Here is a 19,302-nt window from a genome sequence, read left to right on the forward strand (position 1 = left end):
CCACAATCAATGCAATTGACATATCGACAAAGATCCGCGCAACTTGAGGGCAGGCAATCGCTATTTCGCCAGGGCGGATTGGGGACACGTGAAGAGCGGCCGAACTGTTCAGGCGCTTAATTGTGCGCAGTCACGTTAAAATCCCGACGCTCAATAAAAATGAAACGTTGAAAACAGGTGCCATGCGTATGCGAAGTGGACTGGATATGCGTCGGGAGGTCCGTACGCCGATGTTGTTCGCCCCGCTGCTTTTGAACAAGGACGGCAAGGCTCTCGCCCAGGTCGCCGACCTCAGCTCGCGCGGGGCGCTCCTGCACGCGCGCAATGGTCTGCTGTTCCGCGGAGAGACGGTCTCGGGGTGGCTGCAGTCGGCGCCGATCGACGACGAAGACGAGATCGTCCTGGCCGTCGCGCTCGATGTTCGCTGGATCTCCGAGGATCAGGACAGAGGGTGGAGCCGCGTGGGTTGCGAGATGCACCCGCTGGATCAGCGCTCGATGGCCCGGCTGCAGGATCTCATTGCGAAGGCCGCGCCCTAGCCGATCAACGAGTCACGCCCAGACGCTAAAGTTTGTGTGCCGGCCGCCGAAAATCCCAGCATGGCGCACGAACAACCCAAACCACCGCAAGACGATCCGATCTGGGCAGAAGCACGGGCGCTGGAAGCCAGCATCCGCGCGATCAGACGGGCACAGGGAAGGCGGAATCCCGAAGACTGTGTGCCGGGCAGCCCGGAATCATTCGCGGTCATGGAAGCGTTCGTGCGCGATGTCGGGCGTGTGCTCGCGCTCGACATGCTCGAGCGTGAAAAGGGCAATGACATCGATCTGAACGGGGCGGACTCGACTGGTTAGACGATTAACGCAATAAATGATAAATATTATCATCAAGATTCCAGATTGACATCGGAAATGGATTAATCGGTTGAAAGGGATCGCTGCATTCACAACCTCATGGAATAGCCGCGCTGCCCTGATACAACCTGTTACATTGAGTCAAACGCACGGCCCTCAAGCCTCCCGCGCTCCTGTGGAAGACAACCGAAAGTAATCTTTCACGGCATTTTCTCATTCCGCGACTTATCTCCTCTTGGGCGCTTTCGCGCCCAATTCATAATTCATATCAAGAGGCGAAGAATGAACGCGATCGGAAAATGGTTTGGAGTCAGGGCAATCGTTAGTGCGAGCGTGCTGGCGTTTGCGAGCATGGCCGCGGCAGCGCAGGATCAGGATGGCGATCACAACCAGCAATACACGCACGTTTTGCTGATCAGTGTGGACGGGATGCACGAGGCCGACCTGGAAAACTACATCAAGACGCACCCGCAATCCACCTTCGCGAAGCTCGTCAAACATGGTGTCGAGTACACCCATGCCTCGACGTCCCGGCCCTCCGACTCGTATCCCGGGCTCCTTGCATTCGCAACCGGCGGCAGCCCGCTGAGCCACGGCGTCTTCTATGACGACACCTACGACGCGACCCTGTACCCGCCGGGCAGCAATTGCACGGGCACGCCCGGCACCGAGGTGACCAATTTCGAGGCGCTCGACTGGGATCTCACCCAGCTCGACGGCGGATCGCCGCCTGCGGGGGCCGCGTACGACAAGCGCAATCCGCACATCAATCCCGCGAAGCTTCCACTGCGCAAGACGGCCGGCGGCGCCTGCGTGCAGGTCTGGCCGCATCTGTACATGAAGAACGGCACGAATACGATCTTCGAGATCATTCATCAGGCCGGCATGCGCACCGCCTGGTCGGACAAGCACCCGGCCTACGAGATCGTGAACGGGCCTTCGGGGCTGGGCCTCGACGAACTCTACGCGCCCGAGATCAACTCGACCTCGCTGCAAGCCAATGGCTTCCCGAGCGCGCCCGCGACTGTCGACTGGACCGCCGACCCGATATATACCCGGGCTTATGACGGCTTCAAGGTCAAGGTCGTATTGAACTGGATTCATGGGCTCGATCAGACCGGCGCGAAGCAGGTGGGCGTCCCCGCAATCTTCGGCATGAACTTCCAGGCGGTGAGCGTCGGGCAGAAGGTCACGTCCGCGATGGAAGGCACGACCACGACGCGCGGCGGCTATCTCGACGCCGCCGGGACGCCGACCGTGCCGCTCGAACAGTCGCTCGACTTCGTCGATGCCTCGCTGGGCCAGATGTACGACGCGCTCAAAGCGGGCCATCTCCTGCATTCGACGCTGTTCATCGTCGGCGGCAAACATGGCCAGTCGCCGATCGACCTGAAGAAGCTTCACATGCTGAGCGGTTCGAAGAACGCGTATGCCACCGCTGACGTGAGCGATGTCGCCACCGTGCTCGGCAATGGTGGCGTGCCGGTCGCCCAGGAAACGGCCGACGACGTGTCGCTCATCTGGCTCAAGAACCACGGCGATGCGGCAAAGGCGGTCTCGCTCCTTGACGCTGACGTGGCGAGCGGCAATTCCACTCACATCCAGACGCTCTATCACGACGCAGCGCTGAAGGCGATCTGGGGCGACCCTGCCCAGGGCCGGGTGCCCGACCTCATCATTCAGCCGATACCCGGAACGATCTACAGCAAGAGCGCGGCGAAGCTGGCGGAGCACGGCGGACTCTACACCGACGATACGAACACGCTGCTGGTGGTCTCCAACCCGAAGCTGCGGAAGAATGTCGTCAATACGCCGGTGACCAACATGCAGGTGGCGCCGACCATCCTGAAGGCGCTCGGTCTCGACCCGCACAAGCTGGTTGCCGTTCAGCGTGAAGGCACCCAGGTCCTTCCGGGCCTGCAGACCACGGGAGACGACGACTCGGGCGGCAATTCGCAGCAGTAGCCGTGAGCGCGCCGGCGGTCCGCGTTTGGCTTGGGGCCGCCGGGGTGTCGTGAAGATACGCACCCGCCGCCGCAACGTTCACGATTGCGCGGGCGTAAAGCCGTCGGGACTCCAGTCCTCGCTGCCCACGCCGTGATGGACGTAAAAGAAACCTTCCGGGTCGTAGCGATCCTTGATCGTTTTCAGCCGCGTGTAGTTGACGCCCCAAAACGCTTCGCGCCAATCGTTGCGAAAAAAATCGGTCTCCGAAATATAGGAGCCGCTTTGCGGCGACAGCGCCTTGAGAATCGTCGCGGCCCTGCCGATATTTTCGGCGTTGCGATGTGCCTGCGCCATGTCAGGCGCGGGGATGGGCAGGCCGGGAAACGGCGGCGGGCCGCCGGTGGCGACGATCATCAGGCCGAAGGCGTCGGCGACTTTCGGATTCGTCGCGCACTGGCGCGCCTGCTCGTTCACCTCCGGCGGCGCACCCGCGAGTCCCTTGTTGAAATGCAGCTCGACGGCCTGAAACTGGGCCGCCGCCACGAAGGCGTCAACGAGCCGGCCGCGCTGCGCCGGTTCGAGAAGGGCCGCTGGCAGCCATTGCGATTCGTAGGCGTGCAGGAAGGCGGAGGCCTGCTCGCCATCGCCTTGCCACCAGCCGTGGTTGTGCGTGGCGCCCGCGCGCGGGTCGGGCACGAGTCCCGGGTTGGCTTCGACGTCCCACCAGCGGCGCGATGGACCGGCGCCGACGCGAGGTCCCTCGTTGAGAGTGAAATCGGCCGGCGAGGCGCGCACCCAATCGATGACTGGCGCCCAGACCGACTTGACCTGATGGTCGTCGAGGCCCTGGCACACCATCGCCACCTCGATCTCGTCGCTGTGAAAGATGAAGCGCTCGCCCCATGCCGGGTTGAACAGATGCTCTGCGTAGTGATCGACCAGTCGCGCAGCGAGCCGCCGGTAAGCCTCGGGCGATGAAGTCTTGACCTTGAACCTGGCCCAGCCGAAGTTGTCGGGCAGGTCATGGGTCTGCAGCGTGAGCCTCGTCACCACACCGAAACTGCCGCCGCCGCCTCCTTTGAGCGCCCAGAAAAGATCGGGCTCCTGGCATGCGTTGACCGTGCGGACAACGCCATCGGCGGTGACGATCTCCGCCTGGAGCAGACTCGCGGCGGCGAGTCCGTAGCGCTTCGACCAGGACCCGAAGCCGCCGCCCAGAACGAGGCCGGCGACACCCACGGTCGTACATCCGCCGCCCTGAACATAGCGTCCCGCCTGCGTCGTGACGGCGGTATAGACGTCGATCCACATGCAGCCTGCGTCCACCGTCACAGCCGGCTGTGGCGGCGTCGGGCAGCCGGCCGGCACGAACGTGTCATGGAGTGCGATGCGGTTCATCCCGCGCGTCCAGATCAGCAGGGAATCCGGCGCGTTCGAGCCGCCAAGGTAGCTGTGGCCGCCGCCTTTTACCACCAGGCGCAAGTTGTGTCGGCGCGCGAAATTGACGCCCGCGACGACGTCCGCGGTCGAGCGGGCCGCCACTGCGTACGCGCTTGCGTGCGCCGTCCATGCATCGAGCCAGCCGGAGATCTGGGTGGCGCCGGGATCGTCGCCGAGCGCGAACGGATTGCGCGCTTCCTTGATTCTCGCGAGGCACTCTGGCGCGTGGGGCGCTTGCGCGCAGGTCTGCCAGATCGTGGTGGGTTGCAGCAAATTTCCGCCGACTGCCTGGCTCAACGCCTCCCATTCCGGCGCTTTCGGCCACGCGGGATCGCCGGGCCGGATGCGGCCCGCAGGAGCCGCATCGGGTTGCGCGCCGACGAAACTCGAGGTGGCGGTGAGGCACGGCAACGCGACAACCCCCTTCAGCAGGCAGCGTCGTTTCATGACGGCTTTTCTCCTCGCGACGAGTGAAACGCTTAGTTTTCCCAATTATGATGCAGCGCTGCCAGGAGCAATGTGGCACCGCATCGCGTCGCACCCGCCGCACCGTCCCGCCATCGGCGTAAAGCGGTTTTTAGCCCAGAGGGGTCGGGGGTTCTTTTCATGATATCAGCAATGCTGCGCGCCTCTGGGGCGCGCAGCATGTCGCGGGCCGCGGCGCTCGCTTGCGCCTCGCTGTCGTCCTGGCGTGCCGATATTGCGTTATTGCTGGTCGGCCGGGGACACGACGCTCGGGGTCGCGAGCGAATTGTTGCTCTTCGGCCCGCTGGTGTGAGGCGCCACGTCAGGGTTCATGCCCTGCTGCTGGGGTGAGTTCGGCGGGGCCATACCCATGCCGCTATCGGAGTTCGTGGCGCCAGGCATGCCGTAGCCGCTCGACGTGTCGTTCATCTGGTTCGTCGTCGCTCCGGGCGCCGTGCCAGGGTTCGATGAACCGCTGCCGCCCATGCCTGCGCCCGCCGGCGCCGTTTGTGCATATGCACCGCCCGACAGTGCGAACAGGGCGGCGGCCGCGATAAGGGTGCTGGTTGCCTTGGTCATGATCCGTACCTCCTTGAGACTGGGTATCGATGCAGACGATCGCCGCCTGCCTGACCATGAATTCCGCAATCGCCGTGCCGCCTGCGCTCGTCGACGCTTATTCGCGCCGGAACGATGAGTCGTTGCAGGCGCAAGCAGTTGAAGCCGGCGCCGTTGAAATCGCGACGATCTAGGCGTCCTGTTTTCCGTCTTGCTCCGCGCTGCGTTCCGGCACGCGCCCGAGTGCACATCGCCCGAGCAGCGCAAGTGGCAACACGCCCAGCAGCCGGTGCGCCGCCCAAGCCGCGAGCGCGCCGTTCACGGCAATGGCGAGCGATGCCGCAGCAGCAGCCCCGACGCTGCCGCCCATCGGCGCGAGCACGGCGAGGCCCACCAGCAACATGGCGACCGAGTAGAAGTTGATTCGGTACAGGACGGAAGTGTGCGCTGTCATGCCCAGCAGTTCGGGCATGGCGGTAAAGCAGGCCGCGGCGATCTGGCCGAGCGCGAGCACGCGCAGCGCGGCCGCGCCGCCGCCGAAGCCCGGCCCGAACAGGCGCAGCAAGTGTTCGGGAAAGAGCAGCATGCAGAGCGCGGCGGGCAACGCGAGGCACAGCACGAGGCCCGCCGCCTGGGCCGCGCTTTTGTCGAGCCCATGCCGGTCGTTGCGCGCGAAAAGGCTCGCGAACTTCGGCGCGGCCATGCCGGTCACGCCGCTGATCAGCAGATTGATGACGAGCGCGAGACGCCACGCCAGCGCGAAGAGCCCGGTCTCGCGCGACGAGGCGACGATGCCGAGCACGATGGCGGGCGCCGAGGTGATCAACAGCTTCGTGAATTCCAGCGTGAAAAGCGGCAAGCCCGCCTTGAGCAGGCGCGGCGGTTCGGCGGGCGCTGGTGTGCTAGCGGGCACGCCGGCAAGAAAACGCCAGAGCAGAAACGCGCCGGTCAGCGCGGTGAGCGTGAAGCTGGCGGCGATCAGCATGAGCGTGCTGGCGACGCTCATGCCGTGCGTCAGTCCGAGCGGGATGGCGACGGCGCAGAAGATCGCGGGCCAGAGCCAGGAATAGATCATCTGGCTGCAGCCCACGCGCTGGAGTCCGGCAAGCGCCCCCGCCATGGCCGCGCTGAGATTTTGCGGGATGAACGAGAGCGCGCCGAGCGCGAGCGGCCAGGCGAGTTCGGGTTTCTTCAGCACGTCGTGCGCGAAGGCGAATGCGCCGGCGCCAAGCGCGATCGAGATGGCGGTGGAGGCGAGCAGCACCAGCCACAGCGCGCGGCGAATGGCGGGCCGCACGGCGCGCGCCTCGCCCGCCGCGAGGTCCATCGCGATCTGCCGCGTGAGCGCCTGGTCGATGCCGAGGCGCCCGAACCCCGCAAGCGCCACCATCGTGCTGAACACGATATAGAAGTCGCCCGTCTGCACCACGCCCAGCATGGCGGCGATCAGCAGATGGAAGCCGTAGCGGCTCGGCAGGTCGAGCAGGCGCACGCCGAGGCTCACGAGCGAGCCCCGGATCATCGAACCGCCGGTTGGGCGCGCGGGCACGCGCGCTTCGCGGGCTTCACTCATGCTGCGCCTGTGCGCCGCGCAGGACGAACAGCGTCACGCTCTGCGCGGGCAGGCTCGCGCGCAGCGTGCTGTCCTGGTAGCGCGCGTCGGGCATGCGGAACAGCTGGTTGTTCGCGAGCCGCCACGTTTCGGCCACGCCGCTCGCCGCGAAATGAGCGAGCGTGACGGCGGCGTCGGCTGGGCGGTCCAGCTGCTTGTTGATGACCACGAGCGTCAGCGCATGGTCGCGCTCGCGCAAGGCGGCGAATGCGGAAACGGTGTCCGGGTCGGGCGCGTTCGCGGCAATGCTGGTCGCGCCGAACGCCGCACCGTTGCCGTCGTAGTTGCGGTAGAGCTTGAATGCCTTGTACACCGGCATCGAGGGATCGAGCGTGCCCCAGCGCGTGGCGATATCCAGCCCCTCGCGGCCGAAAATGCCGAGCACGTCGGCCTGGGCCGTCGCGCCGTTCATCAGCGTGTCGCCACCCCAGTTGTATTCCGTGATGCCGATGGGCGTGCCCGGGTAGTAGTACGTATCGACCCAATGGCGCATCAGCGGGATCAGCGCCACGACGTTGTTGATCCACGTGGGGTCTTTGTAGTTCGGGTCCCACAGGTCGCGCGTGGAGCGGTTGCGCATGAGCGCCACGGCCTGCGAGTTCGTCACGCCCGTTTCGGCGTATTCGCCGCCCTGCGGGTAGAAGTGCAGGCTGAACACGTCGACCGGATGGCCCGCCGCTTTCCATTGCGCGAGCAGCCAGGGCACGTACGGCATGCCCTGGGTTTCGCCTGTACGGTCCGGCGTGTGATCGAGGCCGTGGTCCGCGGCGTACTGCTGGTCGAAGCCGCTGTAGAAATAGCCCTGCCAGCCCCATTCTTCGGGCGCCACGATCTGCGCGTGCGGGTCCGCCGCCTTCACGGCGCGCGCATAGGCGATCACCTTGCCGGCGATTTCGCTCGCATGCGCGCCCGTGGGATGCACGTCGCGGTGTATGAGCTGCCAGAGGCTCGGCTCGTTGTCGAGCGCATAGTAGCGCACGCCGCCCCCGCTCGCGCCGCCGAATTGCTTCACCAGATCGGCGACGCGCGCCTGCTCGTTTTGCGGGTCGTCGGGCGTCGAGGCGTCGTTCGCGTCGTTGCCGGCAATCGGCTTGCCGCCGGCCGCCACGCCGTTGCCGGCGTCGGCGTGACCGTTCACGTCGTGATTCGGCTGCGGGCCGTACTTGGCGATCGAGAAGCTCGCGAGCGTCTCGCGCGCCGGTCCGAGTTTCGCCACACGGCCGAGCATTGGAATGGTCACGATGGGCGTGGCGCCCGCCGCCTGGGTGAGCGCGACGAAGCGCTCGCCGAACTGGTCGTTGATATCGGCTGGATTGACGGCGAGGCTCTCGAAATACCAGTCCTTGCCCGCGTTGCGTGCGTCGAGGCGCCAGTTATAGGCCGAAGCGCTGTTGCCGCCCGAGCGGTTGATGGGCGCGCGCAGGTCTTGCAGGACGGCCGTCGTGCCGAAGTTGACGCCGTAAATCAGCGGGCTGATGGGGTGCCGGCCGGCGGCGGCATCCACCGGGATGGCTACCGGCAAGGGCGTGCCCGAGGTCGCGTCGGTGCAGGCCGCCGCGCCCGACATGAGCAGCGCGCCCACCAGCAGCGCATGCAGGTTGGGGCGCTTGATGCGCTTGTTGCGCTTAGGGCGTGGCATGGTGAACCTGCAGATCGGCATGGTCGTCGTGATGGCCGTCCAGCTCGCCCACGCGCCAGATGTACGCGAAGATCGCGAGAATGACCGCGGTCTCGCCCGGCGTGAGGGTAGGCGGGTAAAAGAATGAAATGAGCAGGACGTAGACGAGATAGTCGAACAGCGCGCCGAGAAAATCGTCGTCGACCTTCTTGCGCAGGCGCCGGTAGAACACGATGCCGCGCAGCTGGAAGAACAGGATGATGAGCGCGCCGATCAGGCCGTACTCGAATACGATGCCGAGCCACGTAATGTCGGCGAGGAAGAAAAAGTGATGAAAGTAGTCGATCAGGTTGTCTTTGCTGGTCGAGCTGATCGTGCCCACGCCGAAGAGCCAGCGCATCGGCTCGCTGCCGAGGAACTTCGTGGCGAGCAGGATGGTGATGCGGCGCGTGTCGAAGCCCGTGCTCGCGTCGGTGCTGAAGGTCGTGGCGAGGTAGCCCGCCGAGAACAGGGCGACGAGCGCGACGGGCGCGGCGAGCAGCAGCAGGACGCGCGTGCGCATGCGCGACCAGGCGAAGGTGTTGATGACGAGCACGCCCATGATGCCGATGACCATGGCGCGCGTCTTGACGATCAGCAGCGTGACGGCGAACGCGACGACCACGCCGCACAGATAGCCCGCGTGCTTTTCGAAAAAGGCCCGCCGGTAGCAGAAGAACAGCAGGATGAGCGGGAAATACATCGACATGCGGATGCGATGGCCGCGGTTGTCGCTGCTGAAAAAGGGCGACTGGCCGATCACATACGACTCCTGGTACCAGTCGGAGGGCACCACGGCCCAGAGCACGATCAGCACCGCGAGAATGACGACGCCGAGCACCAGGAAGCCGCGCTCCAGCTCGCCAAGCGTGGGCTTGAGCGTGAGGAGCAGCGCGAGAAACGAGAAGAAATAGAGCACGGGCAGCAGCTTCACCTGCGCCGTGATGCTCGTGAAAAAGCCCTCGTGAAAATAGAACACGGCGGCGAAGCTCGGCACCAGCAGGAGCCACGCGAAGCTGATGAGGATTTGCCGCGTCATGGGAAAACGCGGTTCGCCGCCCAGACGCAGCACGGCGGGCAGCGAAATGACCGGCAGCGCTTTCGAGAGCGCCCAGAGCGGCACGAGCGTGCTCAGGTAGTGGAAGGTCTGGCCGAAGAGCGGCAAGAGCGCGAGCAGCCACCACGTGACCCGCCACCTGGCGGGCTCGCTCGAAAAGACCGGGGCAAGCCCGGTGGTCGTGGTGGCGGTTTCCATCGCGTGTGATTCGCGCTTGATTCGTTGGCCCGGGCGTGGAAAACCACGGGCTCGCGGAGCAGGCCTAGTAAGTCGTGGGGTTGTTCGAGATCGTGTAATCGAAGCCGCGCTGGAACGGAATGACCTTGTCGATGTACTGATCGACCCACTGGTCGACTTCGGCGATCGAGGACTTCGGCACGAAGATCGTGTCGGTGGCCTGCAGGACGACGTCCTGGATCGGGTCGCCGCGATGCGTGAGCGCGTCGAGGTCGATCGTGCGCAGCATCGGACGGCCGTCGGGGCTGCGGCGGATCAGCACGACTTCGTTGGTACGCGCCGTGTCGAGCAAGCCCTGCGCGGCGGAGATGGCCTGCAGCACGCTCATGCCCGTGTGCAGCGCGATTTCGCCGGGGCGCCCGACCTGGCCGGCCACATAGACCTTGGCGGCCGACTGCACGATGGCAACTGAAGCGTGCGCGTTCTTCGCCATGCCGTTGGCGGCGAGCGCCTTGTTGATGGCGTCGCCGAGTTGGGCCACCGTGAGGCCCGCGGCGGGGATCGTGCCCGCAAACGGCATGGTCAGGCCGCCGTCCGGCGCGACCGAACCGCGGAAGTTCAGCTCGGCATTGAAAGGCATGACGACCGAGAGGTCGTCGCCGGGTTCGATGCGATAGACGCCGGGCGTGGCTTGCGACCACGCGGCGAACTGCGCGCGCTGCTGGAATTGCGGTTCCACCCAGGTCTGGGTGCAGGCGGTAAGCGTCAGCAGCCCGAGGACGCAGGCTGGTCGGAGTATGTTCATCGGGCGCGTGGGTGAAGCGGTGGCTTGCGGTTCCTGATCTCTTGTCAAGTAACGGCAGGAATTGCCGTTAATGAAGGGTGGAACTCACACGATTTTTTCGCGAATTTGCCAAGACTGTCAGTTTAACGCGACATCCTGGATGTTTTCTTACGTATTATATGCGCCGTCGAATCTTCACTGTTGGCCCGGAACCGCACCTGTATGGTTATTACTACTAGAACAAGGCCTGAAAGGAAGGCGGCTGTTGTCGAACTGACGGTCCGGGATTATCTCAACACCGTTTTTTATTATCGCAAGCTTGCCACGGCGGTATTTCTTTCCGTTGTGGCGATCGGCGTGGCGGTCGCGCTGCTGGTGCCCATGCCTTACCGGGCGCAGTCGACGCTGCTCGTACTCCTTGCAGGATATTACGACCAGTCGAACAACCCGAATGGCGCCGCCGCGGTGCAGCCCGCCATTGGCCAGCTCGACGGCGTCGAGGCGCAAATTCTCAGCAGCCCGGAACTGCATCGCGACGTGGTGATTGCGAAACTGGGGCCGAACGCCAGCGAACACGAAATCGACAGCCATTTGCAGGAATTCGAGCACCGGCTGCATATCGAGCAGAACGATCTCGCGAGCACCATCAACCTCACGTATTACGACGCCGATCCCAAGGAAGCGGCCGATGGGCTGTCGCGTCTGCTCGACACGTACTTCCGCCGGCGCGCGACGATCTTCACGTCGGGCCGCGTCGATTTCCTGACCGGCCAGCGCGACGAAGTCGCAAGGCAGCTGAAAAAGGCCGATGCCAACCTGCTCGCGTTCCAGAAAACGCACGGCATCGTCAATATCGACGACCAGACTTCGCGTGCCGTGCTGCTCGAAAGCCAGCTCGTGCAGCAAAAGCTCGAGAACGACACGTCGCTCGCGCAGCATCGCGGCGAACTGAAGTCGGAGCAGGCGTCCTCGAAGGGGGTGAAGGCGACGATTCCGATCTTCACCGACGACTCCGAAGCCGCCCACGCGCTCGACACGATGCAGCTTTCGCTGATGCAGCTCGAAGCGCGCCGCGCCGATTTCGCCTCGCGCTACATGGATAGCTCGCCGTTCGTGCAGCAGCTCGATCAGCAGATTGCCGACATGCACGCGAGCATCGCGCGTCGCAAGGCGCAGATGGCCACGGCCACGCGCTACGGCCACAACGACTACTACGACGTGGTGCAAGGGCGGCTGGCCGCGCTCAATGCGAGCATCGCGGGCGAAACCGCGCGCCAGCAGGCGCTCGAAGATCAGATCAAGGACACCCGCGCGACGCTGCGGAACTTGAGCGACATCTCCAGCCAGATGCGCCAGCTGCAGGCAACGCGCGACATTCTGGCCGACAGCTTCAAGGACCGTTCGCGCCAGGTCGAGCTGGCGAAGATCCAGCAGGGGCAGGTGAGCCAGGTGAACAGCACGAACGTGCGCGTGATCCAGGCGCCGTTCCCGCCTTCGCAGCGCAGCGTGTCGGCCAGTCTCATCATTGCGGCGAGCGTGGCGGCGGGTCTGCTGATTGCGGCGCTCGTCGTGCTCGTCATGGCGAGCCTGCGCGAGACCTTCCTGAGTCCGGAGCAGGCCGAGCGCTCGCTGCTGCTGCCGGTGCTGAACGCGCCCGTGATGCTCGGCGGCGGCGGCGGCGCGCGCCGGCCCGGCGCCGCGGGCGCGTCAGCCGACGCGGGCAAGGCGGCCAGCCGGCCCGCGCATATGGCGTACGGCCGCATGATCGCGGCCATCAACGCGAGCACGGACTCGCCCGCCAAGGTCGTCATGGCGCTCTCGTTCGGCAAGAACGACGGGCTGCTTTCGGTGATTCGCGGCCTCGCCGTCGAACTGGAGCACCGCACGACCAAGCCGGTCCTCATTCTCGACATGGCTTCCGGCGCCGACGCGCCGCTCTACGGTCCGCCGAACGCGCAAGGCCTGCTGACGTGGTCGGGGCACGGCGGGCAAAGCCGTGCGGCGAGCGCGGCGCCCACGGAGATCGCGGCTTCGGGCGGACTCGTGTTCGAGAGCGTCGAGCGGCACAACATCGTCGTCGCGCGGCCGGAAAGCGGCACGTTCCCGGCTTCGTGGCAGCAGACCACGACTCTCTTCGACGCGCTGCGCGAGGCGCACGACTACATCGTCGTACATGCGCCGCCCGCGAGCCAGTCCTTCGCCGGCATCGAAAACGCGGCGCTGGCGGACGCCACGGTCATGGCGGTGCGCGCAGAGGTGTCGCGCAAGCCCGTAGTCCTCGGCCTCAAAACGCAGCTGCTCGACGCGGGCGGCAGGTTGATCGGCATCGCGCTGACGCATCGGCGCGGCTATATCCCGAACTTCATTTATCGATTCTTCTAACATTCGGGACCTGACTGCCATGCATCAGATCAGCGCCATCCTGCCGGTCAAGACGCGGGGACGGCATTACGCCGACAACATCGGCCGCTGCGACATCCTGTTCTCGTCGCTGCGTCACTTCACGACGCCCAAAACGTTTCACCGTTTCGTGATCGTCGTGCCGCACGAGGAACTCGACGAGGTCAAAGGCTACGCGAAGGCGTGGTCCGATTTCCCCATCGAAGTGGTCGACGAATCGCTGTACATGGGCATTTTTGCGGAGTTCTCGCAGCGTCACCAGATCCGCAACTGGCACCGGCAGCAGATCATCAAGCTGAATGCGCCCGAATGGATCGAGACCGAGTATTTCCTCGTGCTCGACCCCGACTGCTTCGCCACGCATCGCTTCAGCGCGGATACGCTGATTCTCGACGGCCGTGCGCTCACGCATGTGCAGCCGCGTACGGCGGAGCCGTATTACTGGGAGGCTTCGGCGAAGCTGCTGAATCTCGATCCGCAACTCGCGCGCGACGGCATCTGGTGGACGCCGGCCATCCTGTCGCGCACGCTGTGCCTGAGCCTGCAAGAGCGCCTGGCGGCGTTGCACGGCACCGACTGGCGCCGCGTGCTGCTCGCCAATTACGCGCTCGACTGGACCGAATACACGCTTTACTGGCTCAACGCGGAAAACGAAGGGTTGCTGGAGCAGTACCACACGGGCCCGAAGCCTGGCCAGCGCGCGCTGCACGCCGACGAAAGCGTCTGGTTTGCCGACAAGATGGAAGGCTGGAGCGAGGCGCGCCACCTCGCGCCGGAAAGCGACGGCATGTTCGCCGTGGTCCAGAGCAACACGCACATCTCGCCGCAGCGCGTGGTGGAAAAGCTTGCGCCGTATTTCCCGATCACGCTGCAGCCTTACGAGCGCCATATCGACCCCACGCTCAAGGGTGCCGAGCTTTATTCGGCTGTGGCGCGTCGCGGGCTCAAGCTGTTGAACAAGCTGCGCGGCTAATCAGGCCGTTGCGTTTGAAGCGAGCCCGAAACGACGCCGGGCGCGTCGTTCATCGCCCCGGCTGCAGGTGGCCCCAGCTCACGAGGATGGCCTGAATGCTGCGCGCGTAGGCATCGCGCTCGTGCGGCGACTCCGAGTGGTACGCGCCAATGGCGCGCCACGTGTTGCCGTATCGCACCATCTTTTGCTTGAGCAGCCAGGCGGCCACGAAAATATTCACGCACGGGTCCGTGAGGGCGCCGTGTGGAATGCCCTCGCGCGAAAGCTCCGAAAAGTGGATCGAGTTGATCTGCGCTTGCCCGACGTCGATCGAGCCGTTCGCATTGTGATTGATGGCCGCCGCGTCGCCTTTCGATTCACGCCACGCCACGGCGCGCAGCACGAGCGGATTCACGCCCTGGTAGGCGCCGGCCTTTTCAAAGCATTCGTCGGCGGGCGGCGCGGCGTGCGCGGCCGTTGCGCCGAGCGCCGCGAGGCTCATGAACGCGACCCACGCGCGCATGACTCGCGATCGCAGCTGGCGCAGGGCGTTGGTCTTCTGCTGCATGGGTCGAAGCTCCGGGTTGGGCGTCAATGCGCGACGTCACTGCGCGAGAGCGGAATCGAGTTGCTGCTCGATGTCCTTGAGGTAGGCGCGCGAGGTGTCGGAGACGACGAGGCGCGGCGTGGGCATGGCGCAATGGCAATCGCGCTGGCGCACCTTCTTCTTGCTGTGCGAAGACGAATGCGGCGCGGGAACCTCGTCGTCGTCGCCGGTCGTGGGCGGCAGCATGGCGAGCGAGGGCAGCGGCGGATAGACCTTGTCGGCGGCGGGCGTCGCCGCAGCGGCAACGACGGTGGCAGTGGCGGGCGCGCTGGCGGCGGGTTGGCCCGCCCAGGCGGCGCTACAGAAGCCGAATGCGGCGGCGGCGAGAACGATCGGACGCATCGTGTCAGCTCCCCGCATGCCACGGCTCGATCGAGACGCTGTACGTCTGGTTCGCGCCGGCCGTCAGGTTTTCGAGCGTGGGCTTGGGCCCTTGCGCGGGCACGCCCCGCCAGATGGCCTGATTGATGTACTTGAAGTCCTGGCCGAGCGCCGTCACGCGGATCACGGTGGGCTGCTTCTGCGCGGCGGCGAGCGCGCCCGCCTTGGCGAGCACCGCGCTCAGCTGCGGGTCGTGCGCGCCTAGCGCATCGGCGGGAATGTCGAACTTCATGATGACGTTCGACACGGCGGGTTTCCCGGTTTGTGCCGTGGTGGCCGGCTGCAGTTGCGCGCAGCCTGTCATAACCATTACGGCAAGTAAAAGCAAAACGCGCGTCACGTCCGGGTCTCCAAAAATTCGTGGCGATGTACGCGTTGTCGGCCTCGCGCGCGCGGACTTGATACCCAGGCGGCAAACGTTTGCCAAAAAGAAAGACTTCGCTCGCGCAGTGCCGCTTCCCGGAAGGTTGCCCGCGCGCCATGGTGTGTTCGGGCAGGGAACTGCCTCCCCGATCTGGATGGGGAATGCGCTGCGCATGCGGCGAATAGGTGTGAAGAATGCTGAACGGCGGCGCGGCACCGGCCCGGGTGCCGCGCGCCGGCGCTCGTTAATTGAGCTTGCCGAGCACCGCCGTGAACTCGTCCTTGCTCAAGGCGCGCAGCGTTTGCGTGCGGATATTGCCGAGCGACCCGAGGGCGAGGCCGAACGCCATGAAGCTTTGCTCGTCGGGCGCGTCGATGACCGTGACGACGTCGTATTTCCCGAGCGTCCAGTAGATCTGCTTCATTTCGCAGCCGAAAGTTTTGGCGAGTTCCGCTGCCTGACTGGCGCGTTGCGCGCTGTTCTTGACGGCGCGGATACCCTGGTCGGTGAACTGCGAGAGCACCACATAAGTCGCCATGACGAATCTCCTTACGATGACATCGATACGCGGACTACTGGCTTCCCTCGGCCGACCCTTCGGGCCGGATGTTCTGGTTGTGGCGGAAAAGATTGTGCGGGTCGTATTTCGTCTTGACGGCGACGAGACGGCTCATGTTCGGACCGTAGGCGGCTTCGACGCGCGTGCTTTCGTCGTCGGTGAGGAAGTTTACGTAGACGCTGCCGAGCGCGTAAGGCGCGGAAGCTTCGAAGAAGCCGCGCGCCCAGGCGACGCAGCGGGTGTCGTCGGCGGGATCGGTCCAGCGGCCGTGCACGTTCATGACGTAGAGTGCGTCGCGATTCGGGTAGGCCATCGCATCGGGCGCGACGCGCAGCGTCGCGCCGCCGATCTGGCCGAAGAATATTTCGCACTCGGGCGAGGGCAGCGCGGCGATGGCGTCGATCAGCGTGTCGATGAGACCGTCGGGCAACGCGTTGAGATTGTGCGATTTCCAGTAGTTGCGCGCGCCCGGCGTGAGGAGCGGATCGAACGCCTGCTGCCACGCGGCGTAGGGCATCGGCCCGAGATGTTCGCCACACGGCTTGCCGAAGCGCCGCACCGCGTCCACCGCGTTCGGCCCGTTTTCCGGCGGCCCCGAATAGCAGATCGCGAACACGATGACGGGCTTGCCGTGCACCTCGGGCGGCAGGAACGGCAGCGGCGGCGCGAGACGCGAGACGCTCCACACGGTCAGGTCTTCGGGCATCGCTTCGGCCGCCTCGCGGTAATGCGTCAGCGCTTCTTTCGCGGCGTCGAACGGCAGCACGACCAGTCCGCCGTAGATCTCGGGGCCGACGGGGTGAAGCGCGAACTCGAACATCGTCACCACGCCGAAGTTGCCGCCGCCGCCGCGCAGCGCCCAGAAGAGGTCGGCGTTGTCTTCGGCGCTCGCACGCAGCAGATTGCCGTCGGCGGTCACGACGTCGGCAGCGACGAGGTTGTCGATCGACATGCCGAAGCGCCGGCTCAGCCAGCCGAAGCCACCGCCCAGCGTGAGACCCGCGACGCCCGTCGTCGAGTTGATGCCGAGCGGCGTGGCGAGGCCGAACGCCTGCGCTTCATGGTCGAAGTCGTGCAGCGTGGCGCCTGGCTCCACATACGCGCGGCGCGTGGCGGGCTCGACTCTGACCGACTTCATGAGCGAGAGATCGATCACGATGCCGCCGTCGCATAGCGCGCTGCCCGCGATATTGTGGCCGCCGCCGCGCACGGCGAGCGGCAGCCCGCTTTCACGCGCTAGCGCCACGGCCTGGCGCACGTCGGCGCAACCGCGGCAGCGCACGATGAGTGCGGGGCGGCGCTCGATCATCGCGTTCCAGATTTGCCGGGCTTCTTCGTAGGCCGCGTCGCCGGGTTGCAGGGCTTCGCCGCGCAGCGCGCTTTTCAATGTGGCGATGGATTCGCTCGACAGGCTCGACATGGCACACCTCTCAATTCAACGGATCGGACAAGCGCGCGCCACTAGCCGGGCGTGCGTTTTCATGGACTGAACGGAACTGCGGGCGACCGCTTCAATTGTCGAATCAATGCGGCTGACGCACGCGCGTGACGCGGCATGCGTCCGGTCGGGAAAGCGGGAAGGAAGGGCTTTCGCAAAGGGCGGTGGGGGCCGCCTCTGGCCGGACCGCGAGGGACCGGGGGCGAGCGCTTTGTGACACCGAGCCTCGCCGATTCATTAGATAACCTAAATTACGCAGCCTGATAAAAAAACGTGCAATTAATTCAGATTATTGTCGCGTCTGGATTCGCTTTAATAGTTTAGCAAGCGCACTGCATGGCTTCTATCATTTTCGCGCACGAGCGGGCGGCATGCGTGGCGGTAGGAATCATACGCTTTACGTTGTAATATCGACGCATTCCAGCCCCGCACCGCCCCATGACCGACGTCGCCCCCGACGAAGTACGCCTCGCCGCCGAGATCGAACGGCTCAAGGCCGAGTTTCCCAAAACGCGCGAGCTGTATCGCGAAGTGTGCGCGCTGATGTTCTTCCGTTATGGCATCACGCCCACGGCCAACCGGCTCTATCAGCTCGTGCACCGCGGCAGCATGAGCACGCCTACGGCAGTCCTTTCGGAGTTCTGGGCCACCCTGCGCGAGAAGAGCCGCGTGCGTATCGAGCACGCCGATCTGCCCGAGGAACTGCAAGGGGCCGCCGGCGAACTCATGGGCGCGCTCTGGACGCGCGCCACGGCGGCCGCACAGGCGTCGCTCGAAGCGCTGCGGCTGGAAGTGGAGGAGGCGCGCCGCGCCGCGGAAGGCGCAACGGCCACCGTGCGCGCGGACCTCTCACACACGGAGGTGGCGCTCGAACAGCGCACCGCCGCGTTGCTCACGGCGCAGGTGCGCATTCAGGAGCTGGAGCAGGCGCAAGCCGCCGCGGTTGCCACGCGCGGCGCACTCGAAGCGGAACTGGTGCGCGAGCGCGAGGCGAGCCGCGAACGCGACACGGCGCTCACCCAGGCGCGCGCCGACTTTGCGGCCGAACGCGACAAGCTGCGCGCAAGCGCCGAACTCGCGGAAACGCGCTGGCAGGCAGCGGAGAAGCGCGCCCAGCTCGAAATCGAGCGCGAGCGCACGGCCAACGCGCGTTTGCAGCGCGATGCCGAAGCCGCCACGCAGCGCGCGGCGCGCACGGAGGACAGTGCGCGCGCCGAAATTCAGGCGTTGCAGACGCAGCTCGGCGATTTGCGCCACCAGGTGGGCACGCTCGAAGGCCGGCTCGACGCACTGCGTTCGACCCACACAATTCAGGGGCAAGAGCGTGAGGCGGCGCCGGAGAACGGCGCTGCTGCGAAGCCGTTGCGAGCGGCGCGCAAGGCGGGGCAAAAGGCGTGAAGGCTTTATCTGTTCCGCGATTCCTTCGAGATCCTCACTGAACCACGGCGTCGCGCCGCGTGTCACTCGTCGCGCACGCGCACCGGCAGCTCGGTTTTGTACTCCACGCGGCGCAGCGCGACGGAAGTGTGAATGTCACGCACGCCCTCGATCTTGGTGAGGCGCGTCATGACGAAACGCTCGATGCCCGCAATATCGCTCGCCACTACGCGCAGCATGTAGTCGAACGCGCCCGTCATCAAATAACACTCCATCACCTCGTCGTAGTTCGAGATCGCGCGCTCGAACGCGGCCAGCCGTGTCTCGTTCTTCTTCTCGATTGCCACCGACACGTACGCGTTGACGGGAAAGCCCGCCTTCTCCTGATCGAGCAGCGTGACGTACTGCGTGATGACGCCGCGCTCTTCGAGCATGCGGATGCGCCGGTAGAACGGCGAGAGCGAAAGCCCGAGCGATTCCGCGAGGTCGGCGGACTTCACGTGCGCGTCGCGCTGCAGGGCGTGCAGGATGGCCACATCTACGCGGTCGAATTTCATTGGCCAGGTTTCCCTGAAAAAGGTGAATTTGGGGCGAGTGTTGCTAATTCATGAGCAAACCGTGGCTCAGTTTGGCACGAATCGCCGCTATTGGCTACCTAGAATCCGCTAATACC

The 19,302-nt window shown here is 65.2% G+C and carries 19 protein-coding genes; 7 read left to right on the forward strand and 12 right to left on the reverse strand.

The window, feature by feature from the left end; all coding sequences use genetic code 11:
• Window positions 1-206: 206 nt before the first annotated feature.
• The 3 genes from AB4Y42_RS23745 (at window position 207) to AB4Y42_RS23755 (ending at window position 2,819) form a co-directional block, all read left to right on the forward strand.
• Complete coding sequence (locus AB4Y42_RS23745) at window positions 207-539, forward strand: PilZ domain-containing protein (RefSeq protein ID WP_368690811.1); 333 nt, start codon at window positions 207-209, stop codon at window positions 537-539.
• Window positions 540-599: 60 nt separating this feature from the next.
• A complete protein-coding gene (locus AB4Y42_RS23750) occupies window positions 600-854 on the forward strand; it encodes a hypothetical protein (protein ID WP_368690618.1) in 255 nt (84 codons plus the stop codon).
• 282 nt (window positions 855-1,136) lie between these two features.
• On the forward strand, window positions 1,137-2,819 hold the full coding sequence (locus tag AB4Y42_RS23755) for an alkaline phosphatase family protein (protein ID WP_368695523.1): 1,683 nt from the start codon (window positions 1,137-1,139) through the stop codon (window positions 2,817-2,819).
• 78 nt (window positions 2,820-2,897) lie between these two features.
• Here the strand turns inward: AB4Y42_RS23755 and AB4Y42_RS23760 are convergent, their stop codons facing one another.
• Both AB4Y42_RS23760 and AB4Y42_RS23765 read right to left on the reverse strand, forming a co-directional pair.
• On the reverse strand, window positions 2,898-4,688 hold the full coding sequence (locus tag AB4Y42_RS23760) for an FAD-binding protein (protein ID WP_368695524.1): 1,791 nt from the start codon (window positions 4,686-4,688) through the stop codon (window positions 2,898-2,900).
• 258 nt (window positions 4,689-4,946) lie between these two features.
• A complete protein-coding gene (locus tag AB4Y42_RS23765) occupies window positions 4,947-5,285 on the reverse strand; it encodes a hypothetical protein (RefSeq protein ID WP_368695525.1) in 339 nt (112 codons plus the stop codon).
• Window positions 5,286-5,314: 29 nt separating this feature from the next.
• Between AB4Y42_RS23765 and AB4Y42_RS23770 the strand changes: the two genes are divergently transcribed.
• Window positions 5,315-5,458, forward strand: a complete 144-nt coding sequence (locus AB4Y42_RS23770) for a hypothetical protein (RefSeq protein ID WP_368690622.1) — start codon at window positions 5,315-5,317, stop codon at window positions 5,456-5,458.
• On the opposite strand, the gene AB4Y42_RS23775 is transcribed toward AB4Y42_RS23770, so the two are convergent.
• From AB4Y42_RS23775 to AB4Y42_RS23790, 4 genes are all read right to left on the reverse strand, one after another.
• Window positions 5,455-6,837, reverse strand: a complete 1,383-nt coding sequence (locus AB4Y42_RS23775; RefSeq protein ID WP_368695526.1) for a lipopolysaccharide biosynthesis protein — start codon at window positions 6,835-6,837, stop codon at window positions 5,455-5,457. The two genes, AB4Y42_RS23770 and AB4Y42_RS23775, sit on opposite strands and share 4 nt — an antisense overlap.
• Window positions 6,830-8,515, reverse strand: coding sequence for a glycoside hydrolase family 44 protein (locus AB4Y42_RS23780; protein WP_368695527.1), 1,686 nt, complete (start codon window positions 8,513-8,515; stop codon window positions 6,830-6,832). Before AB4Y42_RS23780 ends, AB4Y42_RS23775 begins: the two co-directional genes overlap by 8 nt.
• A complete protein-coding gene (locus AB4Y42_RS23785; protein WP_368690625.1) occupies window positions 8,502-9,788 on the reverse strand; it encodes a hypothetical protein in 1,287 nt (428 codons plus the stop codon). Before AB4Y42_RS23785 ends, AB4Y42_RS23780 begins: the two co-directional genes overlap by 14 nt.
• A 64-nt stretch (window positions 9,789-9,852) precedes the next feature.
• Window positions 9,853-10,572, reverse strand: coding sequence for a polysaccharide biosynthesis/export family protein (locus AB4Y42_RS23790; protein ID WP_368695528.1), 720 nt, complete (start codon window positions 10,570-10,572; stop codon window positions 9,853-9,855).
• A 201-nt stretch (window positions 10,573-10,773) separates the two neighbouring features.
• On the opposite strand from AB4Y42_RS23790, the gene AB4Y42_RS23795 reads away from it, so the two are divergent.
• Window positions 10,774-12,933 (forward strand): GumC family protein, encoded by a 2,160-nt coding sequence (locus AB4Y42_RS23795; RefSeq protein WP_368695529.1) that lies wholly within the window; start codon window positions 10,774-10,776, stop codon window positions 12,931-12,933.
• Window positions 12,934-12,952: 19 nt separating this feature from the next.
• Window positions 12,953-13,924 (forward strand): DUF6492 family protein, encoded by a 972-nt coding sequence (locus tag AB4Y42_RS23800; protein ID WP_368695530.1) that lies wholly within the window; start codon window positions 12,953-12,955, stop codon window positions 13,922-13,924.
• 49 nt (window positions 13,925-13,973) lie between these two features.
• Here the strand turns inward: AB4Y42_RS23800 and AB4Y42_RS23805 are convergent, their stop codons facing one another.
• The 5 genes from AB4Y42_RS23805 to AB4Y42_RS23825 form a co-directional block, all read right to left on the reverse strand.
• Complete coding sequence (locus AB4Y42_RS23805; protein ID WP_342923158.1) at window positions 13,974-14,405, reverse strand: lytic transglycosylase domain-containing protein; 432 nt, start codon at window positions 14,403-14,405, stop codon at window positions 13,974-13,976.
• Window positions 14,406-14,507: 102 nt separating this feature from the next.
• Window positions 14,508-14,852, reverse strand: a complete 345-nt coding sequence (locus tag AB4Y42_RS23810) for a hypothetical protein (protein ID WP_342923073.1) — start codon at window positions 14,850-14,852, stop codon at window positions 14,508-14,510.
• A gap of 4 nt (window positions 14,853-14,856) precedes the next feature.
• On the reverse strand, window positions 14,857-15,201 hold the full coding sequence (locus AB4Y42_RS23815; RefSeq protein ID WP_368690812.1) for a hypothetical protein: 345 nt from the start codon (window positions 15,199-15,201) through the stop codon (window positions 14,857-14,859).
• Window positions 15,202-15,499: 298 nt separating this feature from the next.
• Complete coding sequence (locus tag AB4Y42_RS23820; protein ID WP_342923072.1) at window positions 15,500-15,793, reverse strand: GYD domain-containing protein; 294 nt, start codon at window positions 15,791-15,793, stop codon at window positions 15,500-15,502.
• Window positions 15,794-15,827: 34 nt separating this feature from the next.
• On the reverse strand, window positions 15,828-17,234 hold the full coding sequence (locus AB4Y42_RS23825; protein WP_368695531.1) for an FAD-binding oxidoreductase: 1,407 nt from the start codon (window positions 17,232-17,234) through the stop codon (window positions 15,828-15,830).
• A gap of 456 nt (window positions 17,235-17,690) precedes the next feature.
• On the opposite strand from AB4Y42_RS23825, the gene AB4Y42_RS23830 reads away from it, so the two are divergent.
• Entirely contained in the window at window positions 17,691-18,650 is a 960-nt protein-coding gene (locus AB4Y42_RS23830; RefSeq protein ID WP_368690630.1) for a DNA-binding protein, read from the forward strand.
• A gap of 62 nt (window positions 18,651-18,712) precedes the next feature.
• Here AB4Y42_RS23830 and AB4Y42_RS23835 read toward each other — a convergent pair whose 3' ends face one another.
• Window positions 18,713-19,186, reverse strand: coding sequence for an Lrp/AsnC family transcriptional regulator (locus AB4Y42_RS23835; RefSeq protein WP_069263434.1), 474 nt, complete (start codon window positions 19,184-19,186; stop codon window positions 18,713-18,715).
• Window positions 19,187-19,302: the final 116 nt, after the last annotated feature.

Source organism: Paraburkholderia sp. EG286B (assembly GCF_040965655.1).
Classification (GTDB): Bacteria; Pseudomonadota; Gammaproteobacteria; order Burkholderiales; family Burkholderiaceae; genus Paraburkholderia.

What these genes read in the sequence shown, in the direction of transcription:
- AB4Y42_RS23835 (WP_069263434.1), bottom strand. Translation starts at nt 19,186, where the DNA reads ATGAAATTCGACCGCGTAGATGTGGCCATCCTGCACGCCCTGCAGCGC.
- AB4Y42_RS23780 (WP_368695527.1), bottom strand. Translation starts at nt 8,515, where the DNA reads ATGCCACGCCCTAAGCGCAACAAGCGCATCAAGCGCCCCAACCTGCAT.
- AB4Y42_RS23820 (WP_342923072.1), bottom strand. Translation starts at nt 15,793, where the DNA reads ATGGCGACTTATGTGGTGCTCTCGCAGTTCACCGACCAGGGTATCCGC.
- AB4Y42_RS23805 (WP_342923158.1), bottom strand. Translation starts at nt 14,405, where the DNA reads ATGAGCCTCGCGGCGCTCGGCGCAACGGCCGCGCACGCCGCGCCGCCC.
- AB4Y42_RS23750 (WP_368690618.1), top strand. Translation starts at nt 600, where the DNA reads ATGGCGCACGAACAACCCAAACCACCGCAAGACGATCCGATCTGGGCA.
- AB4Y42_RS23755 (WP_368695523.1), top strand. Translation starts at nt 1,137, where the DNA reads ATGAACGCGATCGGAAAATGGTTTGGAGTCAGGGCAATCGTTAGTGCG.
- AB4Y42_RS23745 (WP_368690811.1), top strand. Translation starts at nt 207, where the DNA reads ATGCGTCGGGAGGTCCGTACGCCGATGTTGTTCGCCCCGCTGCTTTTG.
- AB4Y42_RS23790 (WP_368695528.1), bottom strand. Translation starts at nt 10,572, where the DNA reads ATGAACATACTCCGACCAGCCTGCGTCCTCGGGCTGCTGACGCTTACC.
- AB4Y42_RS23785 (WP_368690625.1), bottom strand. Translation starts at nt 9,788, where the DNA reads ATGGAAACCGCCACCACGACCACCGGGCTTGCCCCGGTCTTTTCGAGC.
- AB4Y42_RS23800 (WP_368695530.1), top strand. Translation starts at nt 12,953, where the DNA reads ATGCATCAGATCAGCGCCATCCTGCCGGTCAAGACGCGGGGACGGCAT.
- AB4Y42_RS23795 (WP_368695529.1), top strand. Translation starts at nt 10,774, where the DNA reads ATGGTTATTACTACTAGAACAAGGCCTGAAAGGAAGGCGGCTGTTGTC.
- AB4Y42_RS23760 (WP_368695524.1), bottom strand. Translation starts at nt 4,688, where the DNA reads ATGAAACGACGCTGCCTGCTGAAGGGGGTTGTCGCGTTGCCGTGCCTC.
- AB4Y42_RS23825 (WP_368695531.1), bottom strand. Translation starts at nt 17,234, where the DNA reads ATGTCGAGCCTGTCGAGCGAATCCATCGCCACATTGAAAAGCGCGCTG.
- AB4Y42_RS23770 (WP_368690622.1), top strand. Translation starts at nt 5,315, where the DNA reads ATGCAGACGATCGCCGCCTGCCTGACCATGAATTCCGCAATCGCCGTG.
- AB4Y42_RS23815 (WP_368690812.1), bottom strand. Translation starts at nt 15,201, where the DNA reads ATGGTTATGACAGGCTGCGCGCAACTGCAGCCGGCCACCACGGCACAA.
- AB4Y42_RS23775 (WP_368695526.1), bottom strand. Translation starts at nt 6,837, where the DNA reads ATGAGTGAAGCCCGCGAAGCGCGCGTGCCCGCGCGCCCAACCGGCGGT.
- AB4Y42_RS23830 (WP_368690630.1), top strand. Translation starts at nt 17,691, where the DNA reads ATGACCGACGTCGCCCCCGACGAAGTACGCCTCGCCGCCGAGATCGAA.
- AB4Y42_RS23810 (WP_342923073.1), bottom strand. Translation starts at nt 14,852, where the DNA reads ATGCGTCCGATCGTTCTCGCCGCCGCCGCATTCGGCTTCTGTAGCGCC.
- AB4Y42_RS23765 (WP_368695525.1), bottom strand. Translation starts at nt 5,285, where the DNA reads ATGACCAAGGCAACCAGCACCCTTATCGCGGCCGCCGCCCTGTTCGCA.